The sequence below is a fragment of the Rhodospirillales bacterium genome (assembly GCA_016699855.1).
Taxonomy (GTDB): Bacteria; Pseudomonadota; Alphaproteobacteria; order Reyranellales; family Reyranellaceae.
This window is the reverse complement of the sequence record CP064988.1, coordinates 2,756,278-2,770,807: the sequence shown is the minus strand read 5'-3', so window position 1 is coordinate 2,770,807 and position 14,530 is coordinate 2,756,278. Positions and strand designations below refer to the sequence as shown.

Sequence of the window (14,530 nt, the reverse complement as noted above, 5' to 3'; positions counted from 1 at the left end):
CCGGTGTATGATCGCCGCCATGCAACGGCGGTACCTTCGCGCGCCATGAGGCTTTTCACCCCCGGCTCGCGGGTCGACGTCGACATCGACCCCGCCGACCATCCCGAAGCCCGCCGGCGCGGACCCCGGGCGCGGCCGCGCGGCGCGGTGGCGCTGGCGGTCGGCGCGGTGGCCGTCGCCGGCGGCCTCGCGCTCGGCGCCATGGCGGTGCCGCGGCTGCTGGCGGCGATCGAACTGGGCGACAGCCGGTCGATCGCGGAGCGCGCCGAACTGCGCGACGAGAGCCTCACCGACCACCAGATCGACGACGCCGCGCTGGCGCTTGAACGGTCGCTCGACTGGAACGCCGACGCCGACCTCGCCGCTCTGCTCGCGGCGGCCCGCCTCGGACAGGCCGCGCGGCCGACCCAGGCGCCCCTCGTGGAGAAGCGGCTGGCGCAGGCCGAAGCCGCCGCGCGGCGCGCGATCGCGGCGTCCCCGGCGCATCCCACCGCCTGGGCGCTACTGGCCCTGGCCATCGACGCCCGGGACCCGGACGACCCCGCGCTGCCGCGCGTCCTCGAGCGTGCCCTTGCGGTGGCGCCGTTCGATCCCCGCTATCTCGAGCAGCGCATCGAGGTGGCCTGCCGGCTATGGCACCGCGTCGACGACCGGACCCGCGCGACCGCGGCCGAGCAGATCCGCATGTTCGCCGGCCGCGACCTCGACCGCCTCGCCGCGATCGCCAAGCGCACGTTCGGTCTGCTGCCCGTCCGGGAGTCCCTGGCGCCGGCGCCGGATCTTCTGCGCCGCTTCGACTCGATCTACATCCGGCTGCCGTAGGCGGCGCGGCCGGGCGGCGCCTCAGTTGACGTTCTCGCCCTTGTAGACGCCCCAGACCTGCGTCCGCTCGACCCAGCCGACATGCGGGCCGACCTGGACCCGGCACCATTCGCCGCCGCAGGACTTCACCTGCGCGACCACCTCGCTCTGGAGCTTCGCGAGCTCGGGCGCCGTCTTCGACGGCGTCTTGCGCAGCGCGGCGTCGCGCGTGGTCACCAGCACATGACGTTTGCCGACCAGCAGGCTCTGGTGGACCCAGCCGCCCGCACCCTGCCAGTCGCGGATCTTCCGGTAGTTCTCGAACTCGGCCACGATCTCGACGGGCATCGATTTGCGCTTGAAGACCCAGTCGATTGGGTAGCGGCTGCCGGGGCCGGCCCGGACGTTGGTCTCATCCGAACGCAACGCCGCGAAGCGTGGCAGCGGCAGCCCGGATCCCCGTCGAAGAGGTGGCGGCGCCGCGGCGGTCCGTGGCGGCGGCGCGCCCTCGGTCGACGGCGCCGCGCCGACCGACTGCGCCCGGACCGGAGCGGAAGCCGATAGCGACAACGACAGGAACAGGACCGCCGCGGCGGTCGCTCTGACGGCGAACTGTCCGGCGGCCGCGAAGGGGCGCGGCATTCGGGCACTATACAGCAACAGCGCGCGGCCTGCGACGACCCAGTCCGCCGATCGGCCGTCACGACACGCCGGCGGGCGCGACCTGCCGACGCGCCGGCTGGACGCAACCGCCCTCGCTTGCTATGCGCGGCGGAGGGATCGGCGCCGTCCGCCGGTTCCGGCGTCAGCCGCCGCGCCCACCGGAGCCGTCATGCCCTCATCGCCCAAGAAGCCGCTGGTGATCGTCACCCGCAAGCTGCCGGACGCGATCGAAACCCGCATGATGGAGCTGTTCGACACGCGCCTGAACGCCGACGACAAGCCGATGACGCAGGCCCAGCTGGTCGAGGCCGTCAAGACGGCCGACGTGCTCGTGCCCACCGTCACCGACCGGGTCGATTCCAAGGTGCTGTCCCAGGCCGGACCGCAGCTCCGCCTGATCGCCAGTTTCGGCACCGGCGTCGACCATATCGACCTCGACACCGCCCGCCAGCGCGGCGTCACGGTCACCAACACGCCCGGCGTGCTGACCGAGGACACCGCCGACATGACGATGGCGCTGATCCTCGCTGTGGCGCGGCGGATCGGCGAGGGCGAGCGGCTGGTACGTGCCGGCAAATGGTCGGGCTGGGCGCCGACCGCGATGCTGGGCGCGCGCATCTGGGGCAAGCGGCTGGGGATCGTCGGCATGGGCCGCATCGGCCAGGCGCTGGCGCGGCGCGCCCGCGGCTTCGGCATGACGATCCACTACCACAACCGGCGGCGGGTCCACGCCGACATCGAGTCGGCGCTGGAGGCGACCTACTGGGAGAGCCTCGACCAGATGCTGGCGCGCATGGACATCGTCTCGGTGAACTGCCCGCACACGCCCGGCACCTACCATCTGCTGTCGGCGCGGCGCCTGAAGCTGCTGCGGGCCACGGCGATCGTGGTCAACACCGCGCGCGGCGAGGTGATCGACGAGAACGCCCTGACGCGCATGATCGCGGCGGCGAGGTGGCGGGCGCCGGCCTCGACGTGTTCGAGCACGAACCGGCGGTGAATCCGAAATTGCGCGAGCTCGACAACGTCGTGCTGCTGCCGCACATGGGCTCGGCGACGCTCGAGGGCCGCATCGAGATGGGCGAGAAGGTCCTGATCAACATCAAGACCTTCGCCGACGGCCACAAGCCGCCGGACCGCGTCTTCGCCGCGATGCTCTGACGGGCGCGGCGGCGCCGCGCCCGGTCAATCGCCGCAGCGCCGCTGCGTCGGGCTTTCGACGCCGTCGGACGGGAATTTCCCGCCGGCCACGAGTACCTCGCCGGTCTCGCGCCGCGACGACCAGACCTTGATCGCGGTTCCGGTCCGCAGCAGCTCGATCTCCAGCCGGCGTCCATCGGCCCGGTTCTGCTGGACATAGAACACGCGGTCCGCGCCCCGCCGCTCGGCGCGCAGGATGCGGTAGACCGTCGGCGCGCGCCCGGGGCCGCTGTCGTAGGTGAGGGCGGCGCCGTCGTCGGCGCGCGCGTAGATCGAATGGACGTTGCCGCCAAGATGGCCGGCCGCCCGGGCGCAGTCCTCCGCCCATCGTCCGTACAGGCCCGCCTCCTGGAACACCGCCTCGACGCTCTGCGCGGCGGCCACGCGGGCGACGCCCGCCAGAAGCGCCAATGAGACGACGATGGTCCGCCACATCGCTCCCTCCCCCTGCCGCGGGCCCGTCGCCGCGCCGGTTCAGCCGTCGCCGACCGTGCCCGGTGGTCCGTCGGCGCCGGCGCGGCGCGCCTCCAGCGCGTCGCGCGTGGCGCGCCCGACCTGCCCGGCCACCAGCACGATGATCGCGGAGTAGTAGACCCACACCATGACCGCCGCGAGCGCGCCGGCGGTGCCGAACGCCGTCGCCAGCACGCTGTGGGCGAAGTACCAGGCGATCGCCTGGTTGCCGACGGCGAACAGCACGGCCACGGCGGCGCCGCTGAGGAAGGCGAAGCGCCACGGGATGCGCACGTCCGGCAGGAACTTGTAGATCAGGGCGAAGAAAATGGCGGTGATCGCGAAGGTCCAGCCTTCCGACAGGATGGGTCCGAGCCACACGCCGAGGACCGGCAGCCGCCGCAGCACGCCGTCGTAGGCGGAGAGCGCGGCGCTGGCGGTGAAGAACGCGATGAACAGCACGCCGATGATCGCCATCAGCGCGAGCGCCAGCAGACGCGTCTTGATCTCGGCGAGGACGGGATGGCGGATCCAGCCGCCCTCCGGCCGCCAGATGACGTCGAACGCCGAATCGAGCTCGACGAAAATGGCCGTGCCCGAATAGAGGATCACGCAGACGCTCAGCGCCGTCGTCCAGCCCGATCCGCCGCGCAGCAGTCCGCCCTGCACGGCGCGCCGGATGACGTCGAGGTTGTCCAGGCCCAGCGCCTCGCCGAGACGCGCCAGGATCGCCTCCTCGGCGGCATAGTGGCCGAGGATCGGCTCGGCGATGGTGATCGCCACCAGCAGGATCGGTCCGACCGAGAACAGCGCGTAGAACGCGATTCCGGCGGCCATCGACATCAGACGGTTGTCGATGAAGCCGTTGAACGTACCGACCGCGATGGTCTTCGCCGTGCGCAGCATCGCGGACACGTTAGCATAGGGAGCGCCGCGGGGAATCCGGTATCATCCCGCCGCGCGCCGAGTCCGCGCGGGCGGTGGAGCGAGGCGACCATGGCGTACTGGTGGATCAACCAGAAGGAGGACGATTTCGGCCTCCTCGAAGAGGACGAGGTCTTGGCCGTCCCGCGTCGGGACAAGCTCGGCAAGACGTTGCCGGCCTTCGCCACCGCTGCCGGCATGAAGCCCGGCGACATCGGATTCGTGTTCGCCGGCGGCGAACTGGACGGCGTGCTGACGGTGATGGAGGCGCCCAAGGACGAGGCGATCGAGCTGGCGCCCGAGTTCGAGCGTCGCGCCGCCCGCGTGGTGCCGGTCCGCTACGTGCAGTTGGCCGAGCCGGTCGCATACGAGGTGACCAGCCTGGTGTTGCGTGCCGTCCTGCCGCTCTTCGACTCGCCGCTCGATCCGGCGTCGTCGACGCGCGACACGGTCGTGTTCGCCGTTGACGACGCGCTGGCGGCGCGGCTGCGCGGGCTGGCGATGGGCGACGACCCCTCGGGCGGCGCCTTCGCGGAGGCGGTCGCCGCCGGTGTGATCGCCCGCGATCTGCCGGAGGAACGCAAATCGGCTCTGCTGGAGGCGCGGTTCGGACTTGGCGGCTATGGCGAGTCGGTCCTGAATCTGTGGGATCGCGGTTGCGCCGCCACCGGTGCCCGGACGGCGGCGCTGATCCAGGTCGCGGCCATAAAGAGCTGGGCGGTGGCCGAGGACGACGAACGCGTCGACCCGGAGAACGCTCTGCCGCTGGTCGCGACCTGGGCCGTCGCTTTCCTCGAGGGGCTGATCGCGTTCGGCGACGACGGCGCGCTGCTGCTGTCGGAGACGTTCCCTGCCGACGACGCGCGCCGCGCCGGGATCGATCCCGGGTTCAAGCTGGCCGTCCGCGGCGCCCGGCAGGCCGCCTACCTCGCCTGGCACCGCGAGCGCGTCTTCCACGGCTGACGCCGGCCTCCATCAACGGCGGTCGCTCCGGTCGAGGAACGCGTCGATCCGCCGCCGCGTCTCCGGCGACGTCAGACCGATACTGATGCTGTCCACCGCGCTCAGCATCGCCGAGCGGTGACCGGCATCCTCGCAGGCGACGATGAACGCCTTGGTGCGCGCGATGGCCTCGGCGCTGCCGCGCAGGATCCCGGACAGCGTCTCGTCGATTGCGGCGGCGAGACGCCCCTTTGGCACGGCGCGCGTGACGAGGTTGATTCGGGCGGCCTCGACGCCGTCGATCCGGCGGCCCGTGAGCACCAGCTCCATCGCCGCCTTGCGCGGCACGCCGCGTAGCAGCGCCATCATGGCCGGCGACGGCACGATGCCGTGGTGCACCTCGGGATAGGCCATCAGCGCATCCTCCTCGGCGATGGCGATGTCGCACCAGCTCGCGACGGTGGCCCCGGCGCCGAACGCGTAGGTGTCGACGCCGGCGATGGTCGGCGCCGGACACAGGTGCAGCGCCTCGTTCAGCAGGCGCAGACGGTGGTAGGTGGCGGCGATCACGGCCAGGTCCGCGGTCGCCAGCGCCTTCAGGTCGCGCAGCTCGCGGCCGGCGCAGAAGATTCCGCCGCGACCGCGCAGCACCACGGCGCGGCACGTCGCGTCGGCGCCCAGCGTCCGGACGTTGTCCGCCAGCGCGTCGATCAAAGCGTCGTTCAGCGCGTTGCGGTGCCCCGTGTTGTCGATCCACAGCGTGGCCACCCCGTCGCCACGCCGTTCCAGCTCGATCCTGCCGGCCATGCCCAACCCTCCCCCTCGGACCATGCGTGTCCACGGCCGTGTTAGCGCGATTCAAGTCCGGCGACGACGGGGCGTCCGGCCGGGATGACGGCGGCCGCGAAATCGGCCAGCATCGCGCGACGGCGGCGACCGGTCGCCGCGCTCCACGCCGACGAGGTGGGCCCATGGCCATCGCGATCCATCCAGCCGATCCCGCGCGTCCGGATTTCGCCGGCGAGGTATCGGGCGTCGATCTTTCCCGCGCGCTCGCCCCCCAGGAGGTCGCCGCCATCGACGCCGGCATGGACCGCTACGGCGTCCTGGTGTTCCGTGACCAGCCGTTGGACGACGAGCGGCAGCTCGCGTTCAGCCGCAATTTCGGCCCGCTCGAGACGGCGACCGGCGACATCCAGAAGGCGGAGGACCGTCGTCTGAGCATGGAGGTGAACGACATCTCCAACCTCGACCGCCACGGCAACGTGCGCGCGCGCGACGACCGCGCCCGGTTGTTCAGCCTGGGCAACATGCTGTGGCACTCCGACAGCTCGTTCAAGGCGACGCCGGCGAAGTACTCGCGCTGTCGGCGCGCGTCATCCCGGCGACCGGCGGCAACACCGAGTTCGCCGACATGCGGGCGGCGTGGGACGCGCTCGACGAGGAGACGCGCGAACTGGCGCGGGACATGGTCTGCGAGCACACCCAGATCCACTCGCGCGGCACGCTCGGCTTCACCGATTTCACCGACGAGGAGCGGCGCCGGTGGGCGCCGGTCCGCCAGCGCCTGGTGCGGCGCCATCCCGTCACCGGCAGGCTGTCGCTGTACCTGTCGGCGCACGCCGGCGCGATCGAGGGCTGGCCGGTGCCCGAGGCGCGCGCGCTGCTGCGCGACCTCAACGAGCACGCGACGCAACGGCGCTTCGTCCATGTCCACGTGTGGCGGCCGAACGATCTCGTCATGTGGGACAACCGCGTCACGATGCACCGCGCCCGCCGCTACGACGCCACGCAGGTCCGCGACCTGCACCGCACGACCGTGGCCGACAGCGCCCCGACGCTGGAGCAGCCGGTCTAGGCGGCCGGCCGGACCGGCTTGGGGCGCGTGATCACCGTCACCAGCGCCAGCAGGATGAATCCGGCGACGACCGCGAACACCATGCGCGGTTCGCCGCGGTCCATCAGCCAGCCGTAGAGCGTCGGCGAGATCATGCCGCCGATGTTGAAGCCGGTCGACACGAAGCCGAACACCTTGCCGAACGAGCCCGGCGGCGTCACCGACCGCACGATCATGTCGCGCTGCGGCTGGATCATGCCGTTCATCAACCCGCCCAGCGACATCGCCAGCACCAGCGCCACGGCGCCGAGATCGACCCAGCCGATCAGCACCACCATGGTCGAGGTGGCCGCGAACCCGGCCGCCGCGACGCGTTCGTGCCGCGTCGTCCGGTCGGCGATGTAGCCGCCCAGCAGCACGCCGAACGCGCTCAGCAGCAGGAAGCCCGACAGCGCCACGTTGGCGACCGAGGCGGCGGTGCCGTGCACGGCGCCGAGGGCCACGACGGCGTAGGTCTGCAGGCCGCCGTTGGACAACGCCAGCAGCGCGAAAAACATCAGGTTCCGCAGGATGGCGGACGAGAACAGCAGCCGCCACCCGTTCGAGGACGGATCGTCCTCCACCTTGGCGCCGGCCGCCGCGGCGGCCGGCGCGGCCGCGGACGCCGGTCGCTTCTCGAGGATGCCGCCGAACACGACGAGCAGGAGCGCCGCCGCCAGCGACAGCGCGGCGGCGGCGAGGAACGCGCCGCGCCAGCCCCACAGCGCGGCGCAGGCCAGCACGCAGGCCGGCGCGACGCCGCTGCCGAGGTAGCCCGAGAAGGTGTGGATCGAGAACGCCCGGCCGATGCGGTTCGGCGACACCGTGGCCGACAGGATCGAGTAGTCGCAGGGATGGTAGACGGTGTTGGCGAGGCCGAGCGCGGCGAAGGCCGCGACCAGCACCCAGTATCCCGGCAGCGTCGCGGCCGCCGTGATCGCGGCGGCGCCCAGCACCAGGCCGGCCGTGAGGATGGCGCGCGGCCCGACGCGGTCGACGAGGAAGCCGGCGGGGGTCTGGAACGCGGCCGACACGACGTTGAACGCCGTCAGCGCCAGGCCGATCTCGATGTACGAGACGCCGTACTCCGACCGTACCGATTCCAGCACCGGCGGCAGCAGCAGGATGACGTAGTGGCTGACGAAATGCGCCGCGCAGATCAGCGCGATCACCTGGCCGTCGCGCGCCGTGCTCGAGGCGAGCGGCCGCGGTTCGGACGACGTGGCGACGGACATGGACCCTGCGCCCCTCCGGCGGGTGGCGTGACGACGGCCGGGAGGCTACAGCCCGCCGCGCCAGCCGGCCAGATCGGCCGGCGCAGGTCTAGCCTGCGCCGCCGACCCCCGTCGCGCCGGGGTCAAAGATAGTCGCGGACGTCGGCGAAGGTGCCGCTGAGCGCGGCGGCCGCGGCCATGCCGGGGCTGACGAGGTGGGTGCGCCCGCCGCGGCCCTGGCGGCCCTCGAAGTTGCGGTTGCTGGTCGAGGCGCAGCGCTCGCCCGGCTTGAGCTTGTCGGCGTTCATCGCCAGGCACATCGAGCAGCCCGGCTCGCGCCAGTCGAAGCCCGCCGCGAGCAGGATCTTGTCCAGGCCCTCCCGCTCGGCCTGCTCCTTCACGAGACCGGATCCGGGCACGACCATGGCGTGGACGTGGCCCGCGACCTTGCGGCCGCGCTCCAGCGCCTTGGCCGCGATCGCGGCGACCTCGCGCAGATCCTCGATGCGGCCGTTGGTGCACGAGCCGATGAACGCCTTGTCGATGCGGACGTCGACCAGCCGGGTGCCGGGCGTCAGGCCCATGTACTCCAGCGAGCGCGCCCAGGCGCTGCGGCGGTCGTCGTCCGGCGCGTCGTCGGGGTTCGGCACCACGCCGGTGATCGGCACCACGTCCTGCGGGCTGGTGCCCCAGGTGAGCTGCGGCGGGATGTCCGTCACCGGGATGACGATCTCCTTGTCGTAGTGCGCGTCCTTGTCCGACGGCAGGCGCCGCCAGTGGCCGAGCGCGACCTGCCAGGCGCCGCCCTTGGGCGCGTAGGGGCGGCCCTCGAGATAGCGGAACGTGGTGTCGTCCGGCGCGATCAGGCCGGCGCGCGCGCCGCCCTCGATCGACATGTTGCAGACCGTCATGCGGCCTTCCATCGACAGCGCGCGGATCGCCCGGCCGGCGTACTCGATGACGTGGCCGGTGCCGCCGGCGGTGCCGATCGTGCCGATGACGGCCAGCACGAGGTCCTTGCCGGTGACGCCGGGCGGCAGGTCGCCGTCGACCGTCACGCGCATGTTCTTCGCCGGCTGCTGGATCAGCGTCTGCGTGGCCAGCACGTGCTCGACCTCGGAGGTGCCGATGCCGAAGGCCAGCGCGCCGAACGCGCCGTGGGTCGAGGTGTGGCTGTCGCCGCACACGATCGTCATGCCGGGCAGCGTCAGGCCCTGCTCCGGACCGATGATGTGCACGATGCCCTGGCGGACGTCGTCCATGGCGAAGTACGGCACGCCGAACTCGCGGACGTTGGCCTCGAGCGTCTCGACCTGGATCCGCGACTCCTCGTCGGTGATGCCGGCGGCGCGGTCGGAGGTGGGCACGTTGTGGTCGGCGACCGCGACCGTGAGGTCGGGACGGCGCACCTTGCGGCCGGTCGCGCGCAGGCCCTCGAAGGCCTGCGGGCTGGTGACCTCGTGAACGAGATGGCGGTCGATGTAGATCAGGCTCGAGCCGTCGTCGCGGCGCTCGACGACGTGGCCGTCCCAGATCTTGTCGAACAACGTGCGCGGCTTGGCCGGCTCGACCGGCGCCGGCGCTGGCTTCTTGGCCATCGTCTCGTCCCTCCCGGACACGGAACCCCTACGTCCACGCGCGCGCGGCGCGCGGCCGGGGCGGCGTGGACGCCGGTCCCGGCCGCGCGCCGCGACGGCGCTACTTCTTGCCGCCCTTGGCCGCGCGCACCGCGCGGTCGGCCTGCGGCTTCTCCTTCTTGATCTTCTCGCGCTTCGGCTGGGTCGCCGCCAGCGCCGCCTGCTCGGCCAGCATCTTGCGCTGCGCCTCGGTGTCCTCGACGATGCGCGCGCTCTTGCCGCGCAGATCGCGCAGGTAGTAGAGCTTGGCGCGGCGCACGACGCCCTTGCGGACGACCTCGATCTCCCAGATCGACGGGCTGTGCAGCGGGAACACCCGCTCCACGCCCTCGCCGTAGGAGATCTTGCGCACGGTGAACGACGAGTTCAGGCCGGCGTTGCGGCGGGCGATGCACAGGCCCTCGTAGACCTGGATGCGCTCGCGCGAGCCCTCCTGGACCTTGACGTGCACCTTGACGGTGTCGCCGGCCTCGAAGCGCGGAACCGGCCGCTCGGCCGTCAGCTTCTGGACCTGCTCGGCCTCGAGCTGCTGAATGAGGTTCATCGTCCTATCCCTTCCTCTCGGAACCTTGATCCTTGCCGCCGCGTCCGCGCCGGGCCCACAGATCGGGCCGCCGCGTCCGCGTGATCTCCTCCGCCGTCGTCCGCCGCCAGGCCGCGATCCTCGCGTGATGACCCGACTGCAGCACTTCCGGCACTTCCCTTTCGCCGCCATCCGGACCGGTCCAGGTGGCCGGCCGCGTGTAGAGCGGGTACTCGAGCAAACCGTCCTCGAAACTCTCCTCCGCCAGCGATTGGGCCGCTCCCATCACACCGGGCAGCAGCCGCACGCAGGCGTCGAGCGCGACCAGGGCCGCGACCTCTCCGCCGGAGAGCACGAAATCGCCGACGCTCATCTCCTCCAGCGCGTGCGCCTCGACCACCCGCTCGTCGATCCCTTCGAACCGGCCGCACACCAGGGTCACCCCCGGTCCCGCCGCCAGCGCCCGCGCGCGCGCCTGGTCCAGCGGACGGCCGCGCGGCGTGAGGTAGATCGTCGGCCTGTCCGGCGTCGCCGCGGCGGTGATCGCGTCCGACAGCACGTCGGGCCGCATCACCATGCCGGCGCCACCGCCGAACGGCGTGTCGTCGACCGTGTTGTGGCGGTCGCGCGCGAAGCGACGGATGTCGATCGCCTCCAGAGACCACACGCCCGCTCCAAGCGCCCGGCCGGCGAGGCTGTGCCCCAGCGGTCCCGGAAACATCTCGGGGAATATGGTCAACGCCGCAGCCCGCCACACGCGCCTCTAGTCCTCTCCTTTCCGTTCCCGACCGCGCCGGGCGGCGCCGTCGTCCAGCAATCCCGCCGGCGGATCGACCGTGATCGCGCCGCCTTCGACGTCGACCGCGGGCACCGCCGCGTCCGTGAACGGCACCATGAACGACCGTCCATGGGCGCCGCCCGAAAGCTCCAGCAGGGTCCCGGCGCCGAAATCATGCACCGCCAGCACCCTGCCCCAGTCGCCACCGTCGCTGCCGCGCGCCGCCAGACCGACCAGGTCGTCCTCGTACCACTCGCCGGGGGCCGGCGGCGGCAGCGCCGAACGCGCCACGTACAACCGCAGTCCCTTCAGCGCCTCGGCGGCGTTCCGGTCCGCGACCCCCTCGATCCGGGCGATGACCTCGCCCTTGGTCGAGCGGCCCGTCGGGCGGACCGTGAAGCGCCGCGCGCCGGACTCGTCCGACAGCGGCCCGTAGGCCGCGACGTCGGCGGGCTCGGCGCAGAAGCTCCGGATCCGGACCTCGCCGCGCACGCCGTGCGCCGCGACCACCGTCCCGAGATGCACCGCGCGCGCGCCGCGCGCCGTCATCGGCCGACCGCGCCCCGGCTACCGTCGGCTCAGGCCGCCGGTGCCTCGGCGGCCTTCTCCGCCGCCGCGGCGGCGGCCTTGGCGCGCTCCTGCGCCTTGGTCTTCGGGGCCGGCTTCTTCGATTGCTCGCGGCGCGGCGCCGCCTTGATCAGCTCGGCGGCGGCCAGGAAGCGCGCGACGCGGTCGCTCGGCTGCGCGCCGACGCCCAGCCAGTGCTTCAGGCGCTCGGCGTCCAGCTTCAGCCGGTCGGCGTGGTCGCGCGCGACCATCGGGTTGTAGGCGCCGACCTTCTCGATGAAGCGGCCGTCGCGCGGGCTGCGCGAGTCGGCGACGACGATGTGGTAGTACGGGCGCTTCTTGGCGCCCGCGCGGGACAGTCGAATGGCCAACATGCCTGATCTCGCTCCTTCCGAAAGACCGTGTCCGTAGAAATCAAACGCGCGCCGGCGTCACTGCCGGGGGAAGCCCGGCGGCATCATGTTGCCGAGCCCGCGCATGAAACCCTTCTGGCCGAGCTTGTTCACGCGTTTCATCATCGTGACCATGTCGGCGTGCTGCTTGAGCAGCTTGTTGACGTCCTGCACCTGCATCCCCGAACCCGCGGCGATGCGCTTCTTGCGCGACGCGTGGATGATCGCGGGATTGCGCCGCTCCTTGACGGTCATCGACTGGATGATCGCCTCCTGGCGCTTGATGACGTCCTCCTTGAGGTTCGCCTTCTGCATCGCCGCCTTGGCCTGCATGGCGCCCGGCAGCATGCCCATCAGGCCCTGGAGCCCGCCCATGCGGCGCAGCTGGCGCAGCTGGTTGAGGAGGTCCTCGAGGTCGAACTGGCCCTTCTGGACCTTGGCGGCGAGGCGCTCGGCCTCGTCCTGCTCCATCGTCTCGGCGGCGCGCTCGACCAGCGAGACGATGTCGCCCATGCCGAGGATGCGCGTGGCGACGCGGTCGGGATGGAACTGCTCCAGCGCGTCGAGCTTCTCGCCGACGCCCAGCAGCTTGATCGGCCGGCCGGTGACGGCGCGCATCGAGAGCGCCGCGCCGCCGCGCGCGTCGCCGTCGACGCGGGTCAGCACGATCCCGGTGACGCCGACCTTCTCGTTGAAGGCGCGCGCGGTGTTGACGGCGTCCTGGCCGGTCATCGCGTCGGCGACCAGCAGCGTCTCGGTCGGCCGCGTCGCGTCGCGCACGGCGGCGACCTCGGCCATCAGGCGCTCGTCGATCGACAGGCGGCCGGCGGTGTCGAGCATCACCACGTCGAAGCCGCCGCGGCGGGCCTCGTCGAGCGCGCGCCGCGCGATCGCCAGCGGCTGCTCGAGCGGCACGATCGGCAGCGTCGCGACGCCGGCCTGCTCGCCCAGGATCTTCAACTGCTGCTGCGCGGCGGGGCGGGCGACGTCGAGCGACGCCATCAGCACCTTCTTGCGCTCCTTGAAGGAGCCGCCGAAGGCGCCGGCCGCCATGCCCTGCGGGCCGAGCGTCAGCCGGTGCGCGATCTTGGCCGTGGTCGTCGTCTTGCCGGAACCCTGCAGGCCGACCATCAGGACGACGACCGGCGGGATGGCGTTGAGGTCGAGGTCGCTCGACGCGCCGCCGAGCATCTCCACGAGGTGGTCGTGGACGAGCTTGACGACCATCTGGCCGGGGGTGACGCTGCGGATGACCTCGGCGCCGATCGCCTTCGGCCGCACCCCGTCGATGAAATCCTTGACGACCGGCAGCGCGACGTCGGCCTCGAGCAGCGCCAGACGCACCTCGCGCAGCGCCGCGTCGACGTCGGCCTCGGACAACGCGCCCTTGCCGCGCAGGCGGCTCAGCACGTCTCCAAGTCTCTTGCTCAGGCCGTCGAACATCCCGTCGTCCCGTTCCGCGCCGCCGGGTGGCGGCGCCAGATATCCAAACGCAAAACGCGCCGATGCGCGAAACTCGCGGATCGGCGGGGCCCCTCTGGGATCGATGGCGGCGAACCGCCAACTGGACCAGCCCGGACCGGGAAACAGCGCTTCCCGTTTGGACGGCCGGACGTATACGCGGCGGGCTTTTGGGAGTCAAACGGCCGGGCGGAGCGGTACGCCCGCCTCCACCCCTCGAATGTGGCATGTTCTATACATGCGGAACGTGTGCCTGTTTCAATATAATACAATCTAAGGTGTTTTCGGCCTTCCCCGAGACCGCGCTTTCATCCGCTCCATTGAACAAAACGGGAATTCCGGAATGTCCGACGCCTCCAGACCGACCGATGCCGCCGCGGTCGGCCTGTCGATCCGACCGGTCAGCTTGTTCGAGGTGTTCGGCTGCGTCTCCGGCTTCGCGATCGGGTTCATGTTCTTGATCTTCACACTCGGAGCGATCGAGACCGACGATCTCGCCAATGCTCTGGACTATCGCCCCGAAGGAGCATGGACGAATCTGGCGATGACGGCCGCCTCGTTCATGGTCCTGTTGATCGGTGTCGCGGTGGCGATGTCGGCGCGCGGCCGCGACGCGTTCACCGCGCTCGGCTTCGCGCGGTGCGCGCCGGCCTGGTGGTGGCGCGCGCCGGCGCTGGCGCTCTCGGCGCACGCGCTGGCCTTGTCGGCCGCGTATCTCGCAGGCTGGGGTTTCGGCCGGAGCGCGGATTTCGAGGTGGCGCGGCTGATCGCTAGCGTCACGACGACTGTCGGAACGACGGCCGGCGCGGTCGCCGTTATCGGCGTCTTCGCGCCGCTCGCCGAGGAGGTCGCCTTCCGCGGCTTCCTGTGGAGCTATCTCCGCGCGCGCACCGGCTTCATCGTGTCCGCTGCGACCACCACCGCGCTGTTCGCGTGCGCGCATATCGAGCCGGCTCACATCCTGGTGGTCATGCCCGCCGGCATCGCGTTCGCCGTGATCCGCGAGCGCGCCGGTTCGATCTGGCCGTGCGTCATCGGCCATGCGGCGATCAACAGCCTTCTCGTCGTATACTTCCACCTGTCGGCCTAGCGGACCGCC

The 14,530-nt window shown here is 71.7% G+C and carries 14 protein-coding genes and 2 pseudogenes; 5 read left to right on the top strand and 11 right to left on the bottom strand.

Annotated features, from left to right (window positions below):
• The first annotated feature begins 45 nt into the window (after positions 1-45).
• Complete coding sequence (locus IPK81_13070; GenBank protein ID QQS10596.1) at positions 46-822, top strand: hypothetical protein; 777 nt, start codon at positions 46-48, stop codon at positions 820-822.
• Between the two features lie 21 nt (positions 823-843).
• Here the strand turns inward: IPK81_13070 and IPK81_13065 are convergent, their stop codons facing one another.
• Complete coding sequence (locus IPK81_13065) at positions 844-1,443, bottom strand: hypothetical protein (GenBank protein QQS10595.1); 600 nt, start codon at positions 1,441-1,443, stop codon at positions 844-846.
• A 190-nt stretch (positions 1,444-1,633) separates the two neighbouring features.
• Between IPK81_13065 and IPK81_13060 the strand changes: the two are divergent.
• Positions 1,634-2,625 (top strand): annotated as a pseudogene (locus tag IPK81_13060) (D-glycerate dehydrogenase).
• A 24-nt stretch (positions 2,626-2,649) separates the two neighbouring features.
• Here IPK81_13060 and IPK81_13055 read toward each other — a convergent pair.
• Both IPK81_13055 and IPK81_13050 read right to left on the bottom strand, forming a co-directional pair.
• Complete coding sequence (locus tag IPK81_13055) at positions 2,650-3,099, bottom strand: hypothetical protein (GenBank protein QQS10594.1); 450 nt, start codon at positions 3,097-3,099, stop codon at positions 2,650-2,652.
• A gap of 39 nt (positions 3,100-3,138) precedes the next feature.
• Positions 3,139-4,032, bottom strand: a complete 894-nt coding sequence (locus IPK81_13050; GenBank protein ID QQS10593.1) for a YihY/virulence factor BrkB family protein — start codon at positions 4,030-4,032, stop codon at positions 3,139-3,141.
• A gap of 81 nt (positions 4,033-4,113) precedes the next feature.
• Here IPK81_13050 and IPK81_13045 point away from each other — a divergent pair, with 81 nt between their 5' ends.
• Positions 4,114-5,004: a hypothetical protein gene (locus IPK81_13045; GenBank protein QQS10592.1), complete on the top strand. Its 891-nt coding sequence runs from the start codon at positions 4,114-4,116 to the stop codon at positions 5,002-5,004.
• A 12-nt stretch (positions 5,005-5,016) separates the two neighbouring features.
• Here the strand turns inward: IPK81_13045 and IPK81_13040 are convergent, their stop codons facing one another.
• Positions 5,017-5,790 (bottom strand): enoyl-CoA hydratase/isomerase family protein, encoded by a 774-nt coding sequence (locus tag IPK81_13040; GenBank protein QQS10591.1) that lies wholly within the window; start codon positions 5,788-5,790, stop codon positions 5,017-5,019.
• 164 nt (positions 5,791-5,954) lie between these two features.
• Between IPK81_13040 and IPK81_13035 the strand changes: the two are divergent.
• Positions 5,955-6,841, top strand: a pseudogene (locus IPK81_13035) (TauD/TfdA family dioxygenase).
• Here the strand turns inward: IPK81_13035 and IPK81_13030 are convergent.
• From IPK81_13030 to ffh, 7 genes are all read right to left on the bottom strand, one after another.
• Entirely contained in the window at positions 6,838-8,094 is a 1,257-nt protein-coding gene (locus IPK81_13030; GenBank protein ID QQS10590.1) for an MFS transporter, read from the bottom strand. The pseudogene IPK81_13035 and the gene IPK81_13030 sit on opposite strands and share 4 nt — an antisense overlap.
• A 122-nt stretch (positions 8,095-8,216) precedes the next feature.
• Positions 8,217-9,671 (bottom strand): 3-isopropylmalate dehydratase large subunit, encoded by a 1,455-nt coding sequence (leuC, locus tag IPK81_13025; protein ID QQS10589.1) that lies wholly within the window; start codon positions 9,669-9,671, stop codon positions 8,217-8,219.
• A gap of 100 nt (positions 9,672-9,771) precedes the next feature.
• Positions 9,772-10,254 (bottom strand): 50S ribosomal protein L19, encoded by a 483-nt coding sequence (gene rplS / locus IPK81_13020; protein ID QQS10588.1) that lies wholly within the window; start codon positions 10,252-10,254, stop codon positions 9,772-9,774.
• A gap of 4 nt (positions 10,255-10,258) precedes the next feature.
• Positions 10,259-10,954, bottom strand: coding sequence for a tRNA (guanosine(37)-N1)-methyltransferase TrmD (gene trmD, locus IPK81_13015; GenBank protein ID QQS15090.1), 696 nt, complete (start codon positions 10,952-10,954; stop codon positions 10,259-10,261).
• Positions 10,955-10,996: 42 nt separating this feature from the next.
• Positions 10,997-11,560: a 16S rRNA processing protein RimM gene (rimM, locus tag IPK81_13010; GenBank protein ID QQS10587.1), complete on the bottom strand. Its 564-nt coding sequence runs from the start codon at positions 11,558-11,560 to the stop codon at positions 10,997-10,999.
• 29 nt (positions 11,561-11,589) lie between these two features.
• Positions 11,590-11,952 carry a 30S ribosomal protein S16 gene (rpsP, locus tag IPK81_13005; GenBank protein ID QQS10586.1) on the bottom strand — a complete coding sequence of 121 codons (363 nt, stop codon included), beginning with the start codon at positions 11,950-11,952 and terminating at the stop codon, positions 11,590-11,592.
• A gap of 57 nt (positions 11,953-12,009) precedes the next feature.
• Positions 12,010-13,413 (bottom strand): signal recognition particle protein, encoded by a 1,404-nt coding sequence (gene ffh, locus IPK81_13000; GenBank protein ID QQS10585.1) that lies wholly within the window; start codon positions 13,411-13,413, stop codon positions 12,010-12,012.
• A gap of 361 nt (positions 13,414-13,774) precedes the next feature.
• Between ffh and IPK81_12995 the strand changes: the two genes are divergently transcribed.
• Positions 13,775-14,521, top strand: coding sequence for a CPBP family intramembrane metalloprotease (locus tag IPK81_12995; protein QQS10584.1), 747 nt, complete (start codon positions 13,775-13,777; stop codon positions 14,519-14,521).
• Positions 14,522-14,530 lie beyond the last annotated feature (9 nt).

Excerpts from the sequence above, each read along its gene's own strand:
- IPK81_13045 (QQS10592.1), top strand. The coding sequence starts at position 4,114 with ATGGCGTACTGGTGGATCAACCAGAAGGAGGACGATTTCGGCCTCCTC.
- leuC (QQS10589.1), bottom strand. The coding sequence starts at position 9,671 with ATGGCCAAGAAGCCAGCGCCGGCGCCGGTCGAGCCGGCCAAGCCGCGC.
- IPK81_13030 (QQS10590.1), bottom strand. The coding sequence starts at position 8,094 with ATGTCCGTCGCCACGTCGTCCGAACCGCGGCCGCTCGCCTCGAGCACG.
- ffh (QQS10585.1), bottom strand. The coding sequence starts at position 13,413 with ATGTTCGACGGCCTGAGCAAGAGACTTGGAGACGTGCTGAGCCGCCTG.
- IPK81_13040 (QQS10591.1), bottom strand. The coding sequence starts at position 5,790 with ATGGCCGGCAGGATCGAGCTGGAACGGCGTGGCGACGGGGTGGCCACG.
- trmD (QQS15090.1), bottom strand. The coding sequence starts at position 10,954 with ATGTTTCCGGGACCGCTGGGGCACAGCCTCGCCGGCCGGGCGCTTGGA.
- IPK81_13065 (QQS10595.1), bottom strand. The coding sequence starts at position 1,443 with ATGCCGCGCCCCTTCGCGGCCGCCGGACAGTTCGCCGTCAGAGCGACC.
- IPK81_12995 (QQS10584.1), top strand. The coding sequence starts at position 13,775 with ATGTCCGACGCCTCCAGACCGACCGATGCCGCCGCGGTCGGCCTGTCG.
- rpsP (QQS10586.1), bottom strand. The coding sequence starts at position 11,952 with ATGTTGGCCATTCGACTGTCCCGCGCGGGCGCCAAGAAGCGCCCGTAC.
- rplS (QQS10588.1), bottom strand. The coding sequence starts at position 10,254 with ATGAACCTCATTCAGCAGCTCGAGGCCGAGCAGGTCCAGAAGCTGACG.
- IPK81_13070 (QQS10596.1), top strand. The coding sequence starts at position 46 with ATGAGGCTTTTCACCCCCGGCTCGCGGGTCGACGTCGACATCGACCCC.
- rimM (QQS10587.1), bottom strand. The coding sequence starts at position 11,560 with ATGACGGCGCGCGGCGCGCGCGCGGTGCATCTCGGGACGGTGGTCGCG.
- IPK81_13055 (QQS10594.1), bottom strand. The coding sequence starts at position 3,099 with ATGTGGCGGACCATCGTCGTCTCATTGGCGCTTCTGGCGGGCGTCGCC.